14 protein-coding genes are annotated in these 16,275 nt (G+C 61.1%); 6 read left to right on the forward strand and 8 right to left on the reverse strand.

Going from position 1 to position 16,275, the window contains the following annotated elements:
* Positions 1 to 90: 90 nt before the first annotated feature.
* Genes efeO (D882_RS0109640) through efeU form a run of 4 tightly spaced genes read right to left on the reverse strand, consistent with a single transcriptional unit; the run spans position 91 to position 4,304 of the window.
* Positions 91 to 915, reverse strand: coding sequence for an iron uptake system protein EfeO (gene efeO / locus D882_RS0109640; RefSeq protein WP_027923036.1), 825 nt, complete (start codon positions 913 to 915; stop codon positions 91 to 93).
* Positions 916 to 939: 24 nt separating this feature from the next.
* Positions 940 to 2,238 carry an iron uptake transporter deferrochelatase/peroxidase subunit gene (gene efeB, locus D882_RS0109645; RefSeq protein ID WP_027923037.1) on the reverse strand — a complete coding sequence of 433 codons (1,299 nt, stop codon included), beginning with the start codon at positions 2,236 to 2,238 and terminating at the stop codon, positions 940 to 942.
* Positions 2,239 to 2,256: 18 nt separating this feature from the next.
* Complete coding sequence (efeO, locus tag D882_RS0109650; RefSeq protein WP_027923038.1) at positions 2,257 to 3,456, reverse strand: iron uptake system protein EfeO; 1,200 nt, start codon at positions 3,454 to 3,456, stop codon at positions 2,257 to 2,259.
* A gap of 8 nt (positions 3,457 to 3,464) precedes the next feature.
* Positions 3,465 to 4,304 (reverse strand): iron uptake transporter permease EfeU, encoded by an 840-nt coding sequence (gene efeU / locus D882_RS0109655; protein WP_027923039.1) that lies wholly within the window; start codon positions 4,302 to 4,304, stop codon positions 3,465 to 3,467.
* Between the two features lie 279 nt (positions 4,305 to 4,583).
* On the opposite strand from efeU, the gene D882_RS0109660 reads away from it, so the two are divergent.
* From D882_RS0109660 to D882_RS0109685, 6 genes are all read left to right on the forward strand, one after another.
* Entirely contained in the window at positions 4,584 to 5,600 is a 1,017-nt protein-coding gene (locus D882_RS0109660; protein ID WP_027923040.1) for an AraC family transcriptional regulator, read from the forward strand.
* A gap of 251 nt (positions 5,601 to 5,851) precedes the next feature.
* Positions 5,852 to 7,516, forward strand: coding sequence for an AMP-binding protein (locus tag D882_RS0109665; RefSeq protein WP_027923041.1), 1,665 nt, complete (start codon positions 5,852 to 5,854; stop codon positions 7,514 to 7,516).
* A gap of 16 nt (positions 7,517 to 7,532) precedes the next feature.
* Positions 7,533 to 8,294: an SDR family NAD(P)-dependent oxidoreductase gene (locus D882_RS0109670; protein WP_027923042.1), complete on the forward strand. Its 762-nt coding sequence runs from the start codon at positions 7,533 to 7,535 to the stop codon at positions 8,292 to 8,294.
* An 11-nt stretch (positions 8,295 to 8,305) separates the two neighbouring features.
* A complete protein-coding gene (locus D882_RS0109675; RefSeq protein ID WP_027923043.1) occupies positions 8,306 to 9,499 on the forward strand; it encodes an acetyl-CoA C-acyltransferase in 1,194 nt (397 codons plus the stop codon).
* A 158-nt stretch (positions 9,500 to 9,657) separates the two neighbouring features.
* A complete protein-coding gene (locus tag D882_RS0109680; RefSeq protein ID WP_027923044.1) occupies positions 9,658 to 10,785 on the forward strand; it encodes an acyl-CoA dehydrogenase in 1,128 nt (375 codons plus the stop codon).
* 14 nt (positions 10,786 to 10,799) lie between these two features.
* A complete protein-coding gene (locus tag D882_RS0109685) occupies positions 10,800 to 11,573 on the forward strand; it encodes an enoyl-CoA hydratase (protein WP_027923045.1) in 774 nt (257 codons plus the stop codon).
* A 115-nt stretch (positions 11,574 to 11,688) separates the two neighbouring features.
* On the opposite strand, the gene D882_RS0109690 is transcribed toward D882_RS0109685, so the two are convergent.
* The 4 genes from D882_RS0109690 to D882_RS0109705 all read right to left on the reverse strand — a co-directional run bounded on the left by D882_RS0109690 (position 11,689) and on the right by D882_RS0109705 (position 16,228).
* The gene (locus tag D882_RS0109690) at positions 11,689 to 12,840 is read right to left on the reverse strand and encodes an acyl-CoA dehydrogenase family protein (RefSeq protein ID WP_027923046.1); all 1,152 of its coding nucleotides are present in this window, start codon (positions 12,838 to 12,840) and stop codon (positions 11,689 to 11,691) included.
* A gap of 3 nt (positions 12,841 to 12,843) precedes the next feature.
* On the reverse strand, positions 12,844 to 13,950 hold the full coding sequence (locus tag D882_RS0109695) for an enoyl-CoA hydratase/isomerase family protein (protein ID WP_027923047.1): 1,107 nt from the start codon (positions 13,948 to 13,950) through the stop codon (positions 12,844 to 12,846).
* A 230-nt stretch (positions 13,951 to 14,180) separates the two neighbouring features.
* Positions 14,181 to 14,888 carry an HPP family protein gene (locus tag D882_RS0109700; RefSeq protein ID WP_027923048.1) on the reverse strand — a complete coding sequence of 236 codons (708 nt, stop codon included), beginning with the start codon at positions 14,886 to 14,888 and terminating at the stop codon, positions 14,181 to 14,183.
* Between the two features lie 161 nt (positions 14,889 to 15,049).
* Complete coding sequence (locus D882_RS0109705) at positions 15,050 to 16,228, reverse strand: MFS transporter (RefSeq protein ID WP_027923049.1); 1,179 nt, start codon at positions 16,226 to 16,228, stop codon at positions 15,050 to 15,052.
* Positions 16,229 to 16,275 lie beyond the last annotated feature (47 nt).

Genomic DNA, 16,275 nt, shown 5'->3' on the forward strand with positions numbered 1-16,275 from the left:
GCCCGCTCCCACACTGAAACTGTGATCAACACAAAACCCCTGTGGGGGCGAGCTTGCTCCCGATGGGGACAGCCCAGACGCTACAAAACCTCAGTTCAAACCGAGTTTCCCACGCAACGTCGACAAATCTTCCGCCAGCGTATTCACCGGCCCAACCAGCGCCTTGCGGTCGCTCTCTTTCACCTTGTCATACGTTTCGAAACCACCGTCCTTGGTCTTGTACTTGGCCAGGATCTTGTCCACGGTCGCGAAGTTCTTGTCGACCTTGGCGATGAACGCCGCGTCCTGCTTCTGGATCTGCGGTCGGAACAGGTCGACGATTTTCTTTGCGCCGTCGACGTTGCCCTGGAAGTCATACAGGTCGGTGTGGCTGTAACGGTCTTCTTCGCCGGAGATCTTGGTCGCCGCCACTTCTTCCAGCAACGCCGCCGCGCCGCCGACGACTTTCTCAGGCGGGAAGGTCAGGCCAGCGACGCGGGTTTGCAGATCCTTGACGTCTTTGTTCAAACCGTCGGCCAGGTCGCCCAGGCCTTGGGTGCTTTTTTCCGAGAACAGCGAGTATTCGAGGCGGTGGAAGCCGGTGAAGTCGGCGGCGTCCACGCCTTTTTCGTGGTCGTCGACGCGGGAGTCGATGGACGCGTCCAGGTCACTGAACAGCTCGGCAATCGGCTCGATCGACTCGTAGTAGACGCGGGTCGGGGCATAGAGCCTTTGCGCGGTGGCCAAGTCACCTTTTTTCACCGCGTCGGTGAATGGCTGGGTATGGCTGGCCAAATCGTCCAGTTGTTCGGTGACGTAGATCTTGTAGTCCGAGACTGGTCCCACCAGGTCCAGCGGCGCGGTCGCCGCGAACGCTGAAAACGGAGTGTTGAGCAAGCCAAGGGTCAGCAGCAAAGCGAGTGGCGACTTTTTCATGGGGCGGTTCCGTGTTGGGCGTTGTTAGGCGGTTGTTGTTGAATGAGTGGCGTCCAGCAGCGAGCGACCGATGAAATCCTGATCGCCCGTGACACCCGGCAAAGTGAAGAAGTAGCCGCCGCCGACAGGCTTGAGGTATTCCTCCAGCGGTTCGCCGTTCAGACGGGTTTGCACGGTGATGAAGCCTTTTTCCAGATCGGCCTGGTAACAGATGAACAGCAAGCCCATGTCGAGCTGACCGTTTTTGTTCACGCCATTGGAGTAGTTGAACGGACGGCGCAGGATCAGGTTGGCCTGGGTCGCGGCGGTGCGCGGGTTGGCCAGGCGGATGTGCGCGTCGAGTTTGGTCAGTTTGCCTTCCGGGTCTTTGGCGTAGTCCGGCACCTCGGTTTCATGGGCGCCGCCCATGGGGGCTCCGGTGCTTTTGACCCGTCCGAGAATGCTTTCCTGTTCCTGCAACGGCGTGCGGTCCCAGCGCTCGACAAAGTTGCGGATAATCCGCACCGCTTGATAGCTGCCATTTACCGCCCAGGCCGGTTCATCGCTGTCGGGCTGGACCCAGACAATGCTGTCCATGGCGTTGGCGTTGTTGGAGTCAGGGTTGGCCGAGCCGTCGCGGAAACCGAGGAAGTTGCGCGCACTCTGTGCCGGAACACCCGGTTTCGCCGGGGCCTGCGGCGGCACGCTGCCTTCCTGTTTCCAGCGCACCAGCAGCAAATCCGGGAGGTTTTTCACGATGTCGCGCAGGGCGTGGATGTTGGTGTCCGTGGTGTTGGAACAGAACTGCACGCTCAAGTCGCCGTGGCAGCAGTCAGCTTCCAGCGCATCGTTGGGGAAACCGACCATGCGTATCAACCGCTTGGGTTTGACGTTGGCCAGACCGAAGCGCTCATCGAATAGCGACTCGCCCACCGAGACGGTGATGGTCAGATTGTCCGGCGTCACCACCGGGCCGAGAATCCCGGAGTCCACTGGCGGCAATTTAGGATCGACCTGGGTCACCGGGCCGCCCTTCATCAAAAACGCGATGCGCTCGTTGAGGGTACGGAACAGCCGCTCGAGGTCTTCGCGGTTGCTGGCCAACACATCAAACGACACCAGCATGCCCGACGCCGGGCGCGGGGTGACGATGCCGGTCTGGTGTTTGCCATGGAACGCGTGGCGGTCTTCGGTCTGGTCGCTGCTCGGCGCTTCGGTAACTTGCGCGGGGCTGGCGGCCATCGCCGGGCAGCTCAGGGCGCTGCCGGCCAATGCGACACCGGCGGCGCCCATGCCCATCAAGACCCGGCGACGCTGGAGGTTGAATTGCTCTGAATCGTTCATCTGAATGTCGTCTTCTGCTTACAGGCCGGACAGGCCAAGGGCGGGATCGATGGTGTCGAGGGCGTCGGCCAGTGCCTGGGCCTTGTCGGCGATCTGTTTGCGTTGTTCGGCGCTGACACTGTCGTAGCTGGCGTAGCCGTCCTTGACCTTGAGGCCATTGAGTTCGCTGTCGAAGTCGGCGAGGGCGCTGTCGATCTTCGACAGAACGTCAGCGGCGATCTTGCTCAGCATCGGTCGCAACAGCTCGACAACTTTGTGCGCGACGTCGAGGTTGGCGGCGAATCCGTTGAGATCGGTGTGGCTGTAGCGTTCTTCTTCGCCGCTGCTGGCGCGTACGTCGGCGAGGGTGTTGAGGTTGCGCACCACAATGCTCACCAGTTGTTCCGGCGGCAGCGGCTCGGCGAGCAGTTGTTGTTTAAGCGTGGTGACATCACTGGTCAGGCGTTGCGCCACTGGCGTCAGGCCGTCGAGGTTGCGTTGCTGGAACAGCGCGTATTCCAGGCGATGGAAGCCGACGAAGGTCGGGTCCTGTTCGCGTTTTTCGAAATAGTCGGCGCGGGCATTGATCGCGTTGTCCAGTTCGGCCAAGCGCTGTGCGGCCGGGGCGATGCGTTGATACGCAGCACGGGCCGGCACATACAAGGCTTGCGCCTGGCTAAGGTCGCCGGCCTCGATCGCTTGCTCAAGCGCGGTGACGGCTTTGATCAGCGCCGTGCTCTGGCTGCTCAGGTACACGCGAAATTCCGACAGCGGCCCGATGAACGCGGCCATCGACGGTTTGGCCTTGGCGGCGGCGTCGGACGCGGCCGTCGAGGTCACGTGCAAGGTGCCGCGCGGGTTGCTGAGCAAGCCACAGGTGATCGTGTAGTCGCCGGGCGCAAGGTTGGCGTTGATCACCTGGCTCAGGCCCGGCGCGATGTTCTCGCGCTCTTCGAGCACTAGCACGCCGTCGAGGATTTCCCATTCCACGGCGCGGTCCGAGCGGTTGACGATGCGGAAACTGGCGCGACCGGCCGGGACCGTCAACGCATTCGGCTCGCAGCTGTGCGGGTGGATGTTCACCACGATTTCGTCATGGTTGGCCTGGCGTTTGGCCGCGGCCATGTTCGAGGCGTAGTAGAACAGGCCGCCGGCGGCGATCATCACGATCACCGAACCGGCCACCGCCCAGCGCAAAGCCCTGGAAGGTGCGGCCACGTTTGGAGTAGGCGTTGACATGAAAGCCCTTACTGACTGGAAACGGAAGAAGACTGTTTTGCGGGTGCCGGGGCCGGGAGAAAAAACATCCCCAGCGCCACCACCAGGTAAATCAGATAAGCGCCGACGGTGCTGACGGTTGGCGCGTCCTGATAGCCGAACATGCCTGCCAGCACCGAGCCCAGCGGGCCGTCCATCGGCAGCGTGGCGCTGAAATCGAACAGCACGGTTTGCAGGTGATTCCACAGCCCGGCTTCATGCAGCGCCTGCACCGAGTTGGCGAGAATGCCGGCGGCGACCACGAGGATGAACAACCCGGTCCAGCGGAAAAACGCACTGAGGTTCAGGCGCATGCTGCCGGTATAGATGAGGAAACCGATGACGATGGCCAGGGCCAGGCCGAGCAGGGCGCCGATGGGCGCGGCGGGGCCTTCGCTTTGCTGGAACACGGCGAGCAGGAAGAACACTGTCTCCAGGCCTTCCCGGGCCACGGCGAAAAACACCATGGCGATCAGCGCGAACACCTGGTTTCTGGAACCGGTCAGCGCGTGATCAAGGGATACATGCAAGGAATGCTTGATCGAACGCGCCACTTTACGCATCCAGAACACCATGGAACTGAGAATGCCGACGGCCACCAGACCGACCACGCCTTCAAACAGCTCTTGTTGTTTCTGCGGGAACTCGGCGCTGACCAGCTCCAGGCCACCGCCCACCAGCAGGGCCAGGGCGGCGGCGAGGAATACGCCGATCCACACGGCGGGCATCCACTGGCCACGGCCGGTTTGCTTGAGGTAGCTGGCGATGATGCCAACGATCAACGCGGCTTCAATGCCTTCGCGCAGCATGATCAGGAAAGGGACGAGCATTCAGCACCGGTGGAATTAGATAGGGTGCTAATTTGTAACATAATGACACTCATTCACATATGGGGTTGATTGCCATTTACCTGAACCTAACCTGAACGACCTTGAGCATCACACATTCCCCTGGAGTGAGCCTGCTCGCGATGGCGGACTGACTGTCAGCAACTGAGGTGACTGACACACCGCTATCGCGAGCAGGCTCACTCCTACAGGGATCTGCACTGGGCAAACGGCTGCGGTAAGATGCCCACACTCAAAAAACAACAGGGCTCACCGCGCTCAATGTCGGAAAAAGACACCATCTCCATTCAACTGGTGCGCGAAGCGCTGCTGCAAAGTTGCGCCCCCGGTCAGGCCACCGACGAGGTGTTGAACAAGGTCGGCATCGATCCGGCCTGGCTGCAAACCACCGATGCCCGTGTTCCGGCCACCGCCTATGCGCGGCTCTGGCGCTTGCTGGCCCGGCGTGGCGATGACGAATTTTTTGGCATGGACCCGCGCAAGCTCAAGTCCGGCAGCCTCGAATTTCTTTGTCGTTGCTCCATGGTTCAGCCCAGCCTCGCTGCTGGTTTGACCACGGGGTTGAGCTTTCTGTCGTTGATGCTCGAACATTTGCCCGCGCAATTGGTTCGCCAGCAAAGCCTGGCCGAAATCGTGCTGCTGGAAGACGACCAGGACCCGCGTCGCGCCTTCACCTACTTTACCTACTGGATGATCGTCCACGGCGTGGCCTGCTGGTTGGCCGGGCGGCGCATCCCGATTCTGGCCATCGAATTGCGCTGCGCCGCGCCGGATTTTTGCGACGACTATCAGGTGATGTTCTCCGAGAACCTGCGCTTCGACCGCCCGCGCACCCGGATGATTTTCTCGGCCGACTGCCTGGATTTACCCATCAAGCGCAGCCCGGAAGAACTCAAGCGTTTCCTGGCCCATGCGCCGGCCAATATCCTGGTCAAGTACCGTGATCCGGAAAGCCTTGCGAGCCGAATCAAGCACAACTTGCGACAGCTCCCCGCTGAACAGTGGCCCGAGACCGAACCCTTGGCGCAGCAACTGTGCATATCGGCCTCGACCTTGCGCCGGCGTCTGGCGGAAGAAGGGCAGACCTATCAAGGGCTCAAGGACAGCGTGCGCAAGGAACTGGCAATCGTCTGGCTGGCCGAGCCGAGCATCAGCTTCGCCGAGATCGCGACGCGGTTGGGGTTTGCCGATGCCAGTTCGTTCTACAAGGCGTTCCGCAAGTGGTCGGGGTCTAATCCGGGGCATTACCGCAGCCTGATTCTGAACGAAGCGCACTGATCCAAACCCTGTATAGATACGACCGACGCCATCGCAGGCAAGCCACGCGCCCTCATTTGGAATGCAGTCCCTTGTGGGAGCGTGACTTGCCCGCGATGGCGTCCGCTCAGGCGCCCCACCTCCTGAACCTTGGCCAAAGCAGTCACGCAACTTGATAACTTTGACCATTGCCCCGTTCTGCCCACAGAGCGAGTATTTCCCTGGTTTTTACGGTTCCCCCAACCTAATAAAAATACAAAGGGATTCTGGCAATGCGCGATTACTTGTCTGCCACATCACAGTTCAATTATCAGCACACCGTCGACGCCGCACTCAGCGGTTCCCTGCAAGCGCTCAACGCCTGTGTCGAGTGTTGCGACCGGCATGCCTTGCCGGGGCGCATTGCGCTGTTCTGGGAAGGGCGCGATGGCGCCAGCGCCACGTACACCTTCTGCGACTTGCAGGATAAAGCCGCGCGTTTTGCCAATTTCCTGCTGGCCCAAGGGGTGAAGAAGGGCGACAAGGTCGCCGGCCTCCTGCCACGCAACATCGAATTATTGATCACCGTGTTCGCCACCTGGCGCATTGGGGCGGTGTATCAGCCGCTGTTTACCGCGTTCGGCCCCAAAGCCATCGAACACCGTCTCGGCTGCTCCGGGGCCAAAGTCGTGGTGACCGACGCGGTCAATCGCCCGAAACTCGCTGAAGTCGCCGACTGCCCGACCGTCGTCACCGTCGGTGGCGCCAAAGGCCAGGGCATCGTCCGTGGCGATTACAGCTTCTGGGCCGAACTGGCGAATTATTCCGCCGACTGCGAACCGGTGCTGCTGACCGGCGAAGACCCATTCCTGTTGATGTTCACTTCGGGCACCACCGGCCCTTCGAAAGCCTTGTCGGTGCCGCTCAAAGCCATCGTCGCGTTCCAGAGCTACACCCGCGACGCCGTGGATTTGCGTCCCGATGACGCGTTCTGGAACGTGGCCGATCCGGGCTGGGCCTACGGCATCTATTTCGGCGTCACCGGGCCGATGTCGATGGGGCATCCGATCACCTTTTACGATGGCCCATTCACCCTCGAAAGCACCTGCCGGGTGATCAACAAGTATGGGATCACCAACCTCACCGGATCGCCGACGGCTTACCGCCTGCTGATCGCGGGCGGCGACGAGTTCGCCAAGTCGATCAAGGGCAAGCTGCGCATCGTCAGCAGCGCCGGCGAACCGCTGAACCCGGAAGTGATCCGCTGGTTCGCCGACAACCTCGGCGTGGTCATCCACGACCATTACGGCCAGACCGAATTGGGCATGGTCCTGTGCAATCACCATGCACTGGAACACCCGGTTCACGTTGGCGCCGCCGGTTTTGCCTCGCCTGGCCACCGCATCGTGGTGCTGGACGAAGAATACAAGGAGCTCGGCGTCGGTCAGCCCGGCATTCTGGCCATCGATCGCACCCAGTCGCCGATGTGCTGGTTCAACGGCTATGAAGGCGCGCCGACCAAAGCGTTCGTCGGCGACTATTATTTAAGTGGCGACACCGTGGAGTGGAACCCGGACGGCAGCATCAGCTTCGTCGGTCGCAGCGATGACGTGATCACCACCTCTGGCTACCGCGTCGGCCCGTTCGACGTGGAAAGTGCGTTGATCGAGCACCCGGCCGTGGTCGAGGCGGCGGTGGTCGGCAAACCTGATCCGGAGCGCACCGAACTGGTCAAGGCCTTCGTCGTGATCTGCGAGCAATACCGCGCCACACCGGAGTTGGCCGAAGAACTGCGCCAACATGTGCGCAAGCGTCTGGCGGCGCATTCCTATCCCCGTGAAATCGAATTTGTCAGCGAGCTGCCGAAAACCCCTAGCGGCAAATTGCAGCGCTTTATCTTGCGCAACCAGGAAATCGCCAAGGCTCAAGAGGCCGCCGCGAAGAACGTTTCAGCTTGAATCCAAGGAAACAATGATGCAGATCGAAAACAAGATTTTTCTGGTCACCGGCGGTGCTTCCGGCCTGGGGGCCGCCACGGCTGAAATGCTGGTCGCGGCCGGCGCCAAAGTGATGCTGGTGGACATGAATGCCGAGGCCGTGGCGGCGCAGGCCCAGCGCCTGGGCGCGCAAAGCGTGGTCGCGGACATCAGCAACGAAGCGGCGGCGGAAGCGGCGGTGCAAGCCACGGTCAAAGCCTTCGGTGGCCTCAACGGTCTGGTCAATTGCGCCGGTATCGTGCGCGGCGAGAAAATCCTCGGCAAGAACGGCCCGCATGCATTGGCCAGTTTCAGCCAGGTGATCAACGTCAACCTGATCGGCAGCTTCAACATGCTGCGCCTGGCCTCGGCGGCCATCGCCGAAACCCAGCCGGACGCCGATGGCGAACGCGGCGTGATCATCAACACGGCCTCGGCCGCTGCCTATGACGGCCAGATCGGCCAGGCAGCTTATGCCGCATCCAAAGGCGCCATCGTCAGCCTGACCTTGCCCGCCGCCCGTGAACTGGCGCGTTTTGGCATCCGCGTGATGACCATCGCCCCGGGCATTTTCGAAACGCCAATGATGGCCGGCATGACCCAGGAAGTGCGCGATTCGCTGGCTGCTGGCGTGCCATTCCCGCCGCGCCTGGGCAAACCCGGCGAGTACGCCGCGCTGGTCCGGCATATCATTGAAAACAGCATGCTCAACGGCGAGGTGATCCGTCTCGACGGTGCCTTGCGCATGGCCGCCAAGTAAGGAGTTTTGACATGACCATTGCCAACGATCCGATTGTTATCGTCAGCGCCGTCCGCACCCCGATGGGCGGGTTTCAGGGCGAACTGAAAAGCCTGACCGCACCGCAACTCGGCGCCCTGGCCATCCGTGCCGCCGTCGAGCGCGCCGGCATCAACGCCGAATCCGTTGAAGAAGTGCTGTTTGGCTGCGTGCTGTCCGCTGGCCTCGGCCAGGCGCCGGCGCGCCAGGCTGCACTGGGCGCCGGGCTGGACAAATCGACCCGTTGCACCACGCTCAACAAGATGTGCGGTTCGGGCATGGAAGCAGCGATTCTGGCCCACGACATGCTGATGGCCGGCAGTGCTGACGTGGTGGTCGCGGGCGGCATGGAAAGCATGTCCAACGCGCCGTACCTGCTGGACCGCGCGCGCAGCGGTTATCGCATGGGCCACGGCCGTGTGCTCGATCACATGTTCCTCGACGGTCTGGAAGATGCCTACGACAAGGGCCGCCTGATGGGCACTTTTGCCGAGGATTGCGCGGAAACCAACGGGTTCACCCGCGAAGCGCAAGACGCCTTTGCCATCGCCTCGACCACCCGCGCGCAGCAGGCGATCAAGGACGGCAGCTTCAAGGACGAGATCGTCCCGGTGTCGGTCATGGTCGGCAAGGAGCAAGTACTGATCAGCAACGACGAACAGCCACCGAAAGCCAAACTGGACAAGATTGCTTCGTTGAAACCAGCGTTCCGCGAGGGCGGTACGGTCACAGCGGCGAACTCCAGTTCGATTTCCGACGGCGCGGCGGCACTGGTGCTGATGCGCCGTTCCGAAGCCGAGAAACAAGGGCTGAAACCACTGGCCGTGATTCACGGCCACGCGGCGTTTGCCGACACACCGGGCCTGTTCCCGGTGGCACCCGTGGGCGCGATCAAGAAGTTGATGAAGAAAACCGGCTGGTCGCTGGACCAGGTCGAACTGTTTGAAGTGAACGAAGCGTTCGCCGTGGTCAGTCTGGTAACGATGACCCAACTGGAAATCGCGCACGAGAAGGTCAACGTTCACGGCGGCGCGTGCGCCTTGGGCCATCCGATTGGTGCGTCGGGCGCGCGAATTCTCGTGACCTTGCTCTCGGCCCTGCGCCAGAAAGGCCTGAAACGCGGCGTCGCAGCGATCTGCATCGGCGGCGGCGAAGCCACGGCCATGGCGGTTGAATGCCTCTACTGAAGCACTCAGTCCCTGTAGGAGTGAGCCTGCTCGCGATAGCGGTGTATCAGTCAGTAGAAATGTTGACTATGAGACCGCCATCGCGAGCAGGCTCGCTCCTACAGGTTCAGTGTTTCAACCCGTCATTTTGTACGACAGGCTTATTTTAAGGACTTGGCATGATTCCCAATGACGAACAACTGCAGATCAGCGAAGCCGCCCGGCAGTTTGCCCAGGAACGGCTGAAACCGTTCGCCGCCGAGTGGGATCGCGAACACCGTTTCCCCAAGGAAGCCATCGGTGAAATGGCCGAGCTCGGCTTCTTCGGCATGCTGGTGCCGGAGCAGTGGGGCGGTTGCGACACCGGTTACCTGGCCTACGCCATGGCCCTGGAAGAAATCGCCGCCGGTGACGGCGCATGCTCGACCATCATGAGTGTGCACAACTCGGTCGGCTGCGTACCGATCCTGCACTATGGCAACGACGATCAGAAAGAACGCTTCCTCAAGCCCTTGGCCAGTGGCGCAATGCTTGGCGCCTTTGCCCTGACCGAACCGCAGGCCGGTTCCGACGCCAGCGGCCTGAAAACCCGCGCACGGCTGGAAGGCGATCACTACGTGCTCAACGGCTGCAAACAGTTCATCACCTCCGGGCAAAACGCCGGGGTGGTGATTGTGTTCGCGGTGACCGACCCGAGCGCGGGCAAACGTGGCATCACCGCGTTGATCGTACCGACCGATTCGCCGGGCTACAAAGTCGCGCGGGTCGAAGACAAACTCGGTCAGCACGCGTCCGACACCTGCCAGATCCTGTTCGAAGACGTTAAAGTCCCGGTCGCCAACCGTTTGGGCGAAGAGGGCGAAGGTTATCGAATCGCCCTGGCCAACCTCGAAGGTGGCCGCGTCGGCATTGCGTCGCAATCGGTGGGCATGGCTCGCGCCGCGTTCGAAGCGGCCCGCGACTACGCCCGTGAGCGCGAGAGTTTCGGCAAACCGATCATCGAACACCAGGCGGTTGCGTTCCGCCTCGCCGACATGGCCACACAAATTGCCGTGGCCCGCCAGATGGTGCATTACGCGGCGGCGCTGCGTGACAGCGGCAAACCGGCGCTGGTCGAAGCGTCCATGGCCAAGCTGTTCGCCTCGGAAATGGCCGAGAGGGTCTGCTCCTCGGCATTGCAAACCCTCGGCGGTTACGGTTACCTCAACGATTTCCCGTTGGAGCGCATTTATCGCGACGTGCGGGTCTGCCAGATCTACGAAGGCACCAGCGATATTCAACGCATGGTTATTTCGCGCAATTTATAAGAAGGAGTTCCTCTGTGAGTTACGAAACGATTTTGCTGGAAACCCATGGCCGCGTCGGCCTGATCACCTTGAACCGCCCGCAAGCGCTGAACGCGTTGAACGCGCAGATCGTCAGCGAGCTGAATCACGCCCTTGATGGCCTGGAAGCCGATTCGAACATCGGCTGCATCGTGCTGACCGGCTCGAAAAAAGCCTTTGCCGCCGGCGCCGACATCAAGGAAATGGCCGAGCTGACCTACCCGCAAATCTACATCGACGACCTGTTCAGCGACAGCGATCGCGTGGCCAACCGCCGCAAGCCGATCATCGCCGCGGTCAACGGTTTTGCCTTGGGCGGTGGCTGTGAACTGGCGCTGATGTGCGACTTCATCCTGGCGGGCGACAATGCCAAGTTCGGCCAGCCGGAAATCAACCTCGGCGTGCTGCCGGGCATGGGCGGTACCCAGCGCCTGACCCGCGCCGTGGGCAAAGCCAAGGCCATGGAAATGTGCCTGAGCGGGCGTTTGATCGACGCAGTGGAAGCAGAGCGTTGCGGCATCGTCGCGCGGATCGTGCCGGCGGATGAACTGCTGGACGAAGCGCTGAAAGTTGCGGCGCTGATTGCCAAGAAGTCGCTGCCGATTGCGATGATGGTCAAGGAGAGCGTCAACCGTGCGTTCGAAGTGAGCCTGTCCGAAGGCGTGCGCTTTGAGCGCCGGGTGTTCCATGCGGCGTTTGCGACGCAGGATCAGAAGGAAGGGATGGCTGCGTTTATTGCCAAGCGTGAGGCTGAGTTCAAAGGTAAGTAATGCGGCGTTTTGACTGACGCCATCGCGGGCAAGCCCGGCTCCCACAGGTTATCGGTGTCCTTTCCATTGACACATAACCTGTGGGAGCCGGGCTTGCCCGCGATGCTTTTAGGCTTCAGACCAGATAGTTTTTGAGCTCGCGGGCGATCACCATCCGCTGTATCTCGCTCGACCCTTCGTAAATCTGCGTAATCCGCGCATCCCGGTAGTACTTCTCCACTGGATAGTCTTCCAGATACCCATAACCACCATGAATCTGAATCGCGGACGAGCACACCTTTTCGGCCATTTCCGAGGCAAACAGCTTGGCCTGTGAAGCTTGCGACAGGCAGGGTTTGCCGGCCGTGCGCAGGCGCGCCGCATGCAGGATGAGCAAACGCGCGGCGTTCAGCTGCATGTGCATGTCAGCGAGCATGTTGGCGATGCTCTGGTGTTCGATGATCGGCTTGTCGAATTGCACCCGATCCCGCGCATAGGCCAGCGCCGCTTCGAACGCGGCTCGGGCAATGCCCAAGGCTTGCGCGGCGATGCCGATGCGGCCGCCTTCGAGGTTGGACAGGGCGATGGACAGTCCTTTGCCGCGCTCACCCAGCAGGTTGGCTTCAGGAATGGTGCAGTTATTCAACGTCACCGCGCAGGTGTCGGAGGCGCGGATGCCCATCTTGTGTTCCGTGCGATCGACGATAAAACCGGCGGTGTCAGTCGGCACCAGGAAGGCCGAAATGCCGCGTTTGCCCAGGTCCGGATCGGTCACGGCAAACACAATCGCCAGTTTCGCGCGCTTGCCGTTGCTGACAAATTGCTTGGCGCCGTTGATCACCCACTGGCCGTCGCGCAGTTCGGCGCGGGTGCGCAGGTTGTGCGCTTCGGAACCGGCTTGTGGTTCGGTCAGGCAGAAGCAGCCGATGGCCTGGCCGCTGGCCAGATCCGGCAGCCAGGTCTGTTTCTGTTCTTCAGTGCCATAGTTCAAAACGGGGCCGCACCCGACCGAGTTGTGAATGCTCATCAGCGCACCGGTAGCGCCATCACCCGCGGAAATCTCTTCCACCGCCAAGGCGTAGGCCACGTAGTCGACATAGGTGCCGCCCCATTCTTCAGGCACCACCATGCCCAGCAGCCCGAGTTCACCCATCTTCGCCACCAGACCGTCGTCGATCCAGCCAGCCTTTTCCCAGGCTTGTGCATGGGGCGCGATTTCGCCGCGGGCAAAGTCCCGGGCCATGTCGCGGATCATGACTTGCTCTTCGCTCAATTCGATATCGTGCATGGCTCAGTTCCCACTCTCATCAAGGCCTGTGAAGAAACTCGCGACATGCTTGGCGTCCAGCGCCTGCAAGGTCGGCGGGTTCCAGCGCGGCGTCTTGTCTTTGTCGATCAGCAAGGCGCGCACGCCTTCGATCAGGTCGCCGCGCTCGAACCATTGACGGTCCAGGTGCAGCTCAAGGGCGAAGCAGTCTTCCAGACTCAAGTGCCGACCCCGACGGAGCATTTCCAGGGTCACGCCCATGGCCAGCGGCGAACGGCTGTCCAGCAGGTCGGCGGTGGTCAGTGCCCACTCATGGCTGTCGGCAATCGTCACTTGACGCAATTGCTCAACAATACTCGGCACATCGGGCAAGGCGAAGAAGTGGTCGATGGCCGGGCGGAGCGCTTCCAGCGGTGCGTCGGGCAGTTGCTGCACCGCGAGTTTAGCCAGCAAGCCCTGCAGGTCTTTGAGCGGCGTGTCGTGCCATTCGAGCTGGTCGAGTTTGTCGTCCAGCACGGCCAGTTTTTCGCTCTCCAGATACCAGTCGGCCAACCCGCAGTAGAGCGCATCCGCCGCGCGAATCTGCACACCGCTGACACCGAGGTACATCCCAATCTCGCCAGGGATGCGTGGCAGGAAGTAGCTGCCACCGACGTCCGGGAAGTAGCCGATGCCGACTTCCGGCATCGCCAGACGGCTTTTTTCGGTGACTACTCGCAGATCGGCGCCTTGCACCAGGCCCATGCCGCCGCCCAGGACGAAGCCGTCCATCAAGGCGAGCACGGGTTTGCGGTAATGGTGGATGGCGAGGTCCAGGGCGTATTCCTCGACGAAGAAATCCTGGTGCAGCGTGTCGCCGCTTTTGAAACTGTCGTACAGCGAGCGAATATCGCCGCCGGCACAGAAGGCTTTCTCGCCGGCACCGCGCAAGACCACCGCGTATACGAGTGGATCCTGGGTCCAGGCGTCGAGCTGACGCTGCAGGTCGCGCACCATGTCCAGGGTCAAGGCATTGAGGCCGGCGGGGCGGTTGAGGGTCAGGTGACCGATGTGGTTGCGAACCTCGGCCAGCACTTCGTGTTGCGTGGCGTCCATGGACGAAGTCCCCTTCGATAAAACCTGAGCAGTCATCACTAACTCCCTGCTTTTATTGTTCTTTATAGAGAAGCTCGCGCGCGAGCGATGCAGGATCGTACCAGTGCAAATTTGTGATGTACAACCGGGAAATGTGCAGGTCCTGTCTGCGTTTTTGCAACAAACTTGTGGGAGCCGAGCTTGCTCGCGATGGGGTCCTGTCAGCCAACATAAATGTTGAATGACACACTGCTATCGCGAGCAAGCTCGGCTCCCACAAGGATTGGTTAAATGCGTTTGCTGAGTACTTCGCTGATACTGCGCCGCTTGGCGTGCAGTTCACTGGCATGGATCAGCTGTTCGAGGTCTTCAGGCGTGACATCGAAGAACGCCTCCATGTCCGCCAACGCCATTTTCAGGTCTTGGGCAGTGATGGCCTGGCTGTCAACAGGCGGGTGATCGGCGGGGATCACGGCCACCGGTTCGCTGGCGCGTTTGGGGTAGCGAATGCGCGTCAGGTTGTTGTAGGCCAGGGCGCTGAGCAGCATCGCCGAGGCACCGAGCATCACCGGGCCGAGGGCCTTCCAGTCCATGGCAATGGTGGCCGGATCGGCCAGCACCAACAGCAATGCCAAAGCCCCGGCCGGCGGATGCAGGCAACGCAGCCAGCACATCAACATCAGCGCCATGCCCGCTGCCAGGCAGGCACTGCCGAGGGTTCGCCCGAGCACATGGGCAACCAGCAGCGAAACCACTCCGGCGCTCAAGTAGCCGCCCAGAATCGACCACGGCTGGGCGAGGGCGCCGGAGGACACAGCGAACAACAACACGGCCGATGCACCCAGCGGGCCGATCAGGTGCTGCGCCACTTCCATGCCAAACACTTGCCCGCAAACCCAAACGCTGAACAGCGTCCCAAGGGCCATGCCGATGGCGGCGCGGCTCCATTCGGAAGGGCGGGTGTTGATGGCGGCGGGCAACCAGCGAGCGAACATGATGAAGTTGATCCGTGAACAAAAAAACGAGCAAAAAAAAAGGCTTGGCTGGGATATCCAGAAAGCCCTTGAAGGTGTTCCAACTATTGGGGGAGGAACGGGGCACAGTGTGCCGTTGAATCCATGTACTGACAAATTCATATTAATGCAGTTTCAGTGCATTAATTTTGCAGTATTGCCACGCGCCGTCCACTCATGAAGCACAGGAATCCGCCCATTGCGGTCAGTGCGCTCAAGGCATAGAACATCGTCGGTGCGGGGGTGTGCATCAGCAGGAAGCCGCAGATCACCGGGCTCAATGCGCCGCCGAGTGCGGCGAGGTTCTGCGCGCCGTAATAGCTGCCGCGCAATTCTTCCGGGGCCAGGGTGTCGACGAAGAGGAACTCGGCGGGGTAAATGATCATTTCGCCCAGGGTGAAGATGAACATGGCCACGCACCATGACACCAGGCTGTCGGCCAGGCTAAAGCCGATCAAACCGACGATGAACAGGCTGGTGCCGCCGGCAATCCAGTAGCGCAGTTGTTCGCGCTTGAGAAACCGGCCGATCTGGTATTGCAGCAGGATCACGCTGATGGCGTTACAAGCGAGCAGGGCGGCCATGGTTTCCAGGGCGCGTTTGGAATCGTGAGTCACCAGCAGGTATTGCGACAGGTACAAGGTGAACCGGCCGTGGACCACAGTACTGAGCAGGCAACCGCAGGTGAACATGATCAGCGTGCGGTCGTTTTTCAGGGTGATCAGCGTCTTGAGAAAGCTCTGGGGTTGGCCGATGGCGGGCACCGGGGCCGAGTCCTTGGGGATGCCGATCATCAGGAAGATGCTGAAGAACGCGATGCCACCGGCAATCAGAAATGGCGCAATCGGGTACACCCCGGCAATCACCACACCGAGCATCGGCCCGGTGGCGTAACCGATGTTGGTCAAGGTGTAGCGCAGGGAAAAGGCCTTGGCGCGCTGGCCCATGGGCAGGTTTTCGCTGAGGATCGCTTTCGATCCGATCAGGAACAGCGCCGATGCCGTTTCAGTGATCACCAGCGTGGCGGTGGTCAGGTAGAGGTTTTCGGCAAAGGTCAGCAGCACAAAGCCGATGGCACTGGAAAGCATGGCGAGGATCAGCAGTCGGCGCTTTTCCAGACGGTCGATGATGTAGCCGCCGTAGAGCGCGAGCAGGGTAGCGATAAACACCGCGATGCCTAGCAGCAAACCGACGTCCTGTTGGTTGAGGCCGAGTTTGTTGCTCAGGAACAGCGTGAGCAGCGGGCTGGTGATGGCGCGGCTGACGACAATCGTCAGCGAGACAATCATCAAGCGGCGGATAACGAGCGAGTAAGTGGCCACGGTGGGGCAAATGTCCTTATTTGGTTTTTTGAGTGTTTACCGACAGA

This window comes from Pseudomonas sp. URMO17WK12:I12 (assembly GCF_000514395.1).
GTDB lineage: Bacteria > Pseudomonadota > Gammaproteobacteria > Pseudomonadales > Pseudomonadaceae > Aquipseudomonas > Aquipseudomonas mucoides.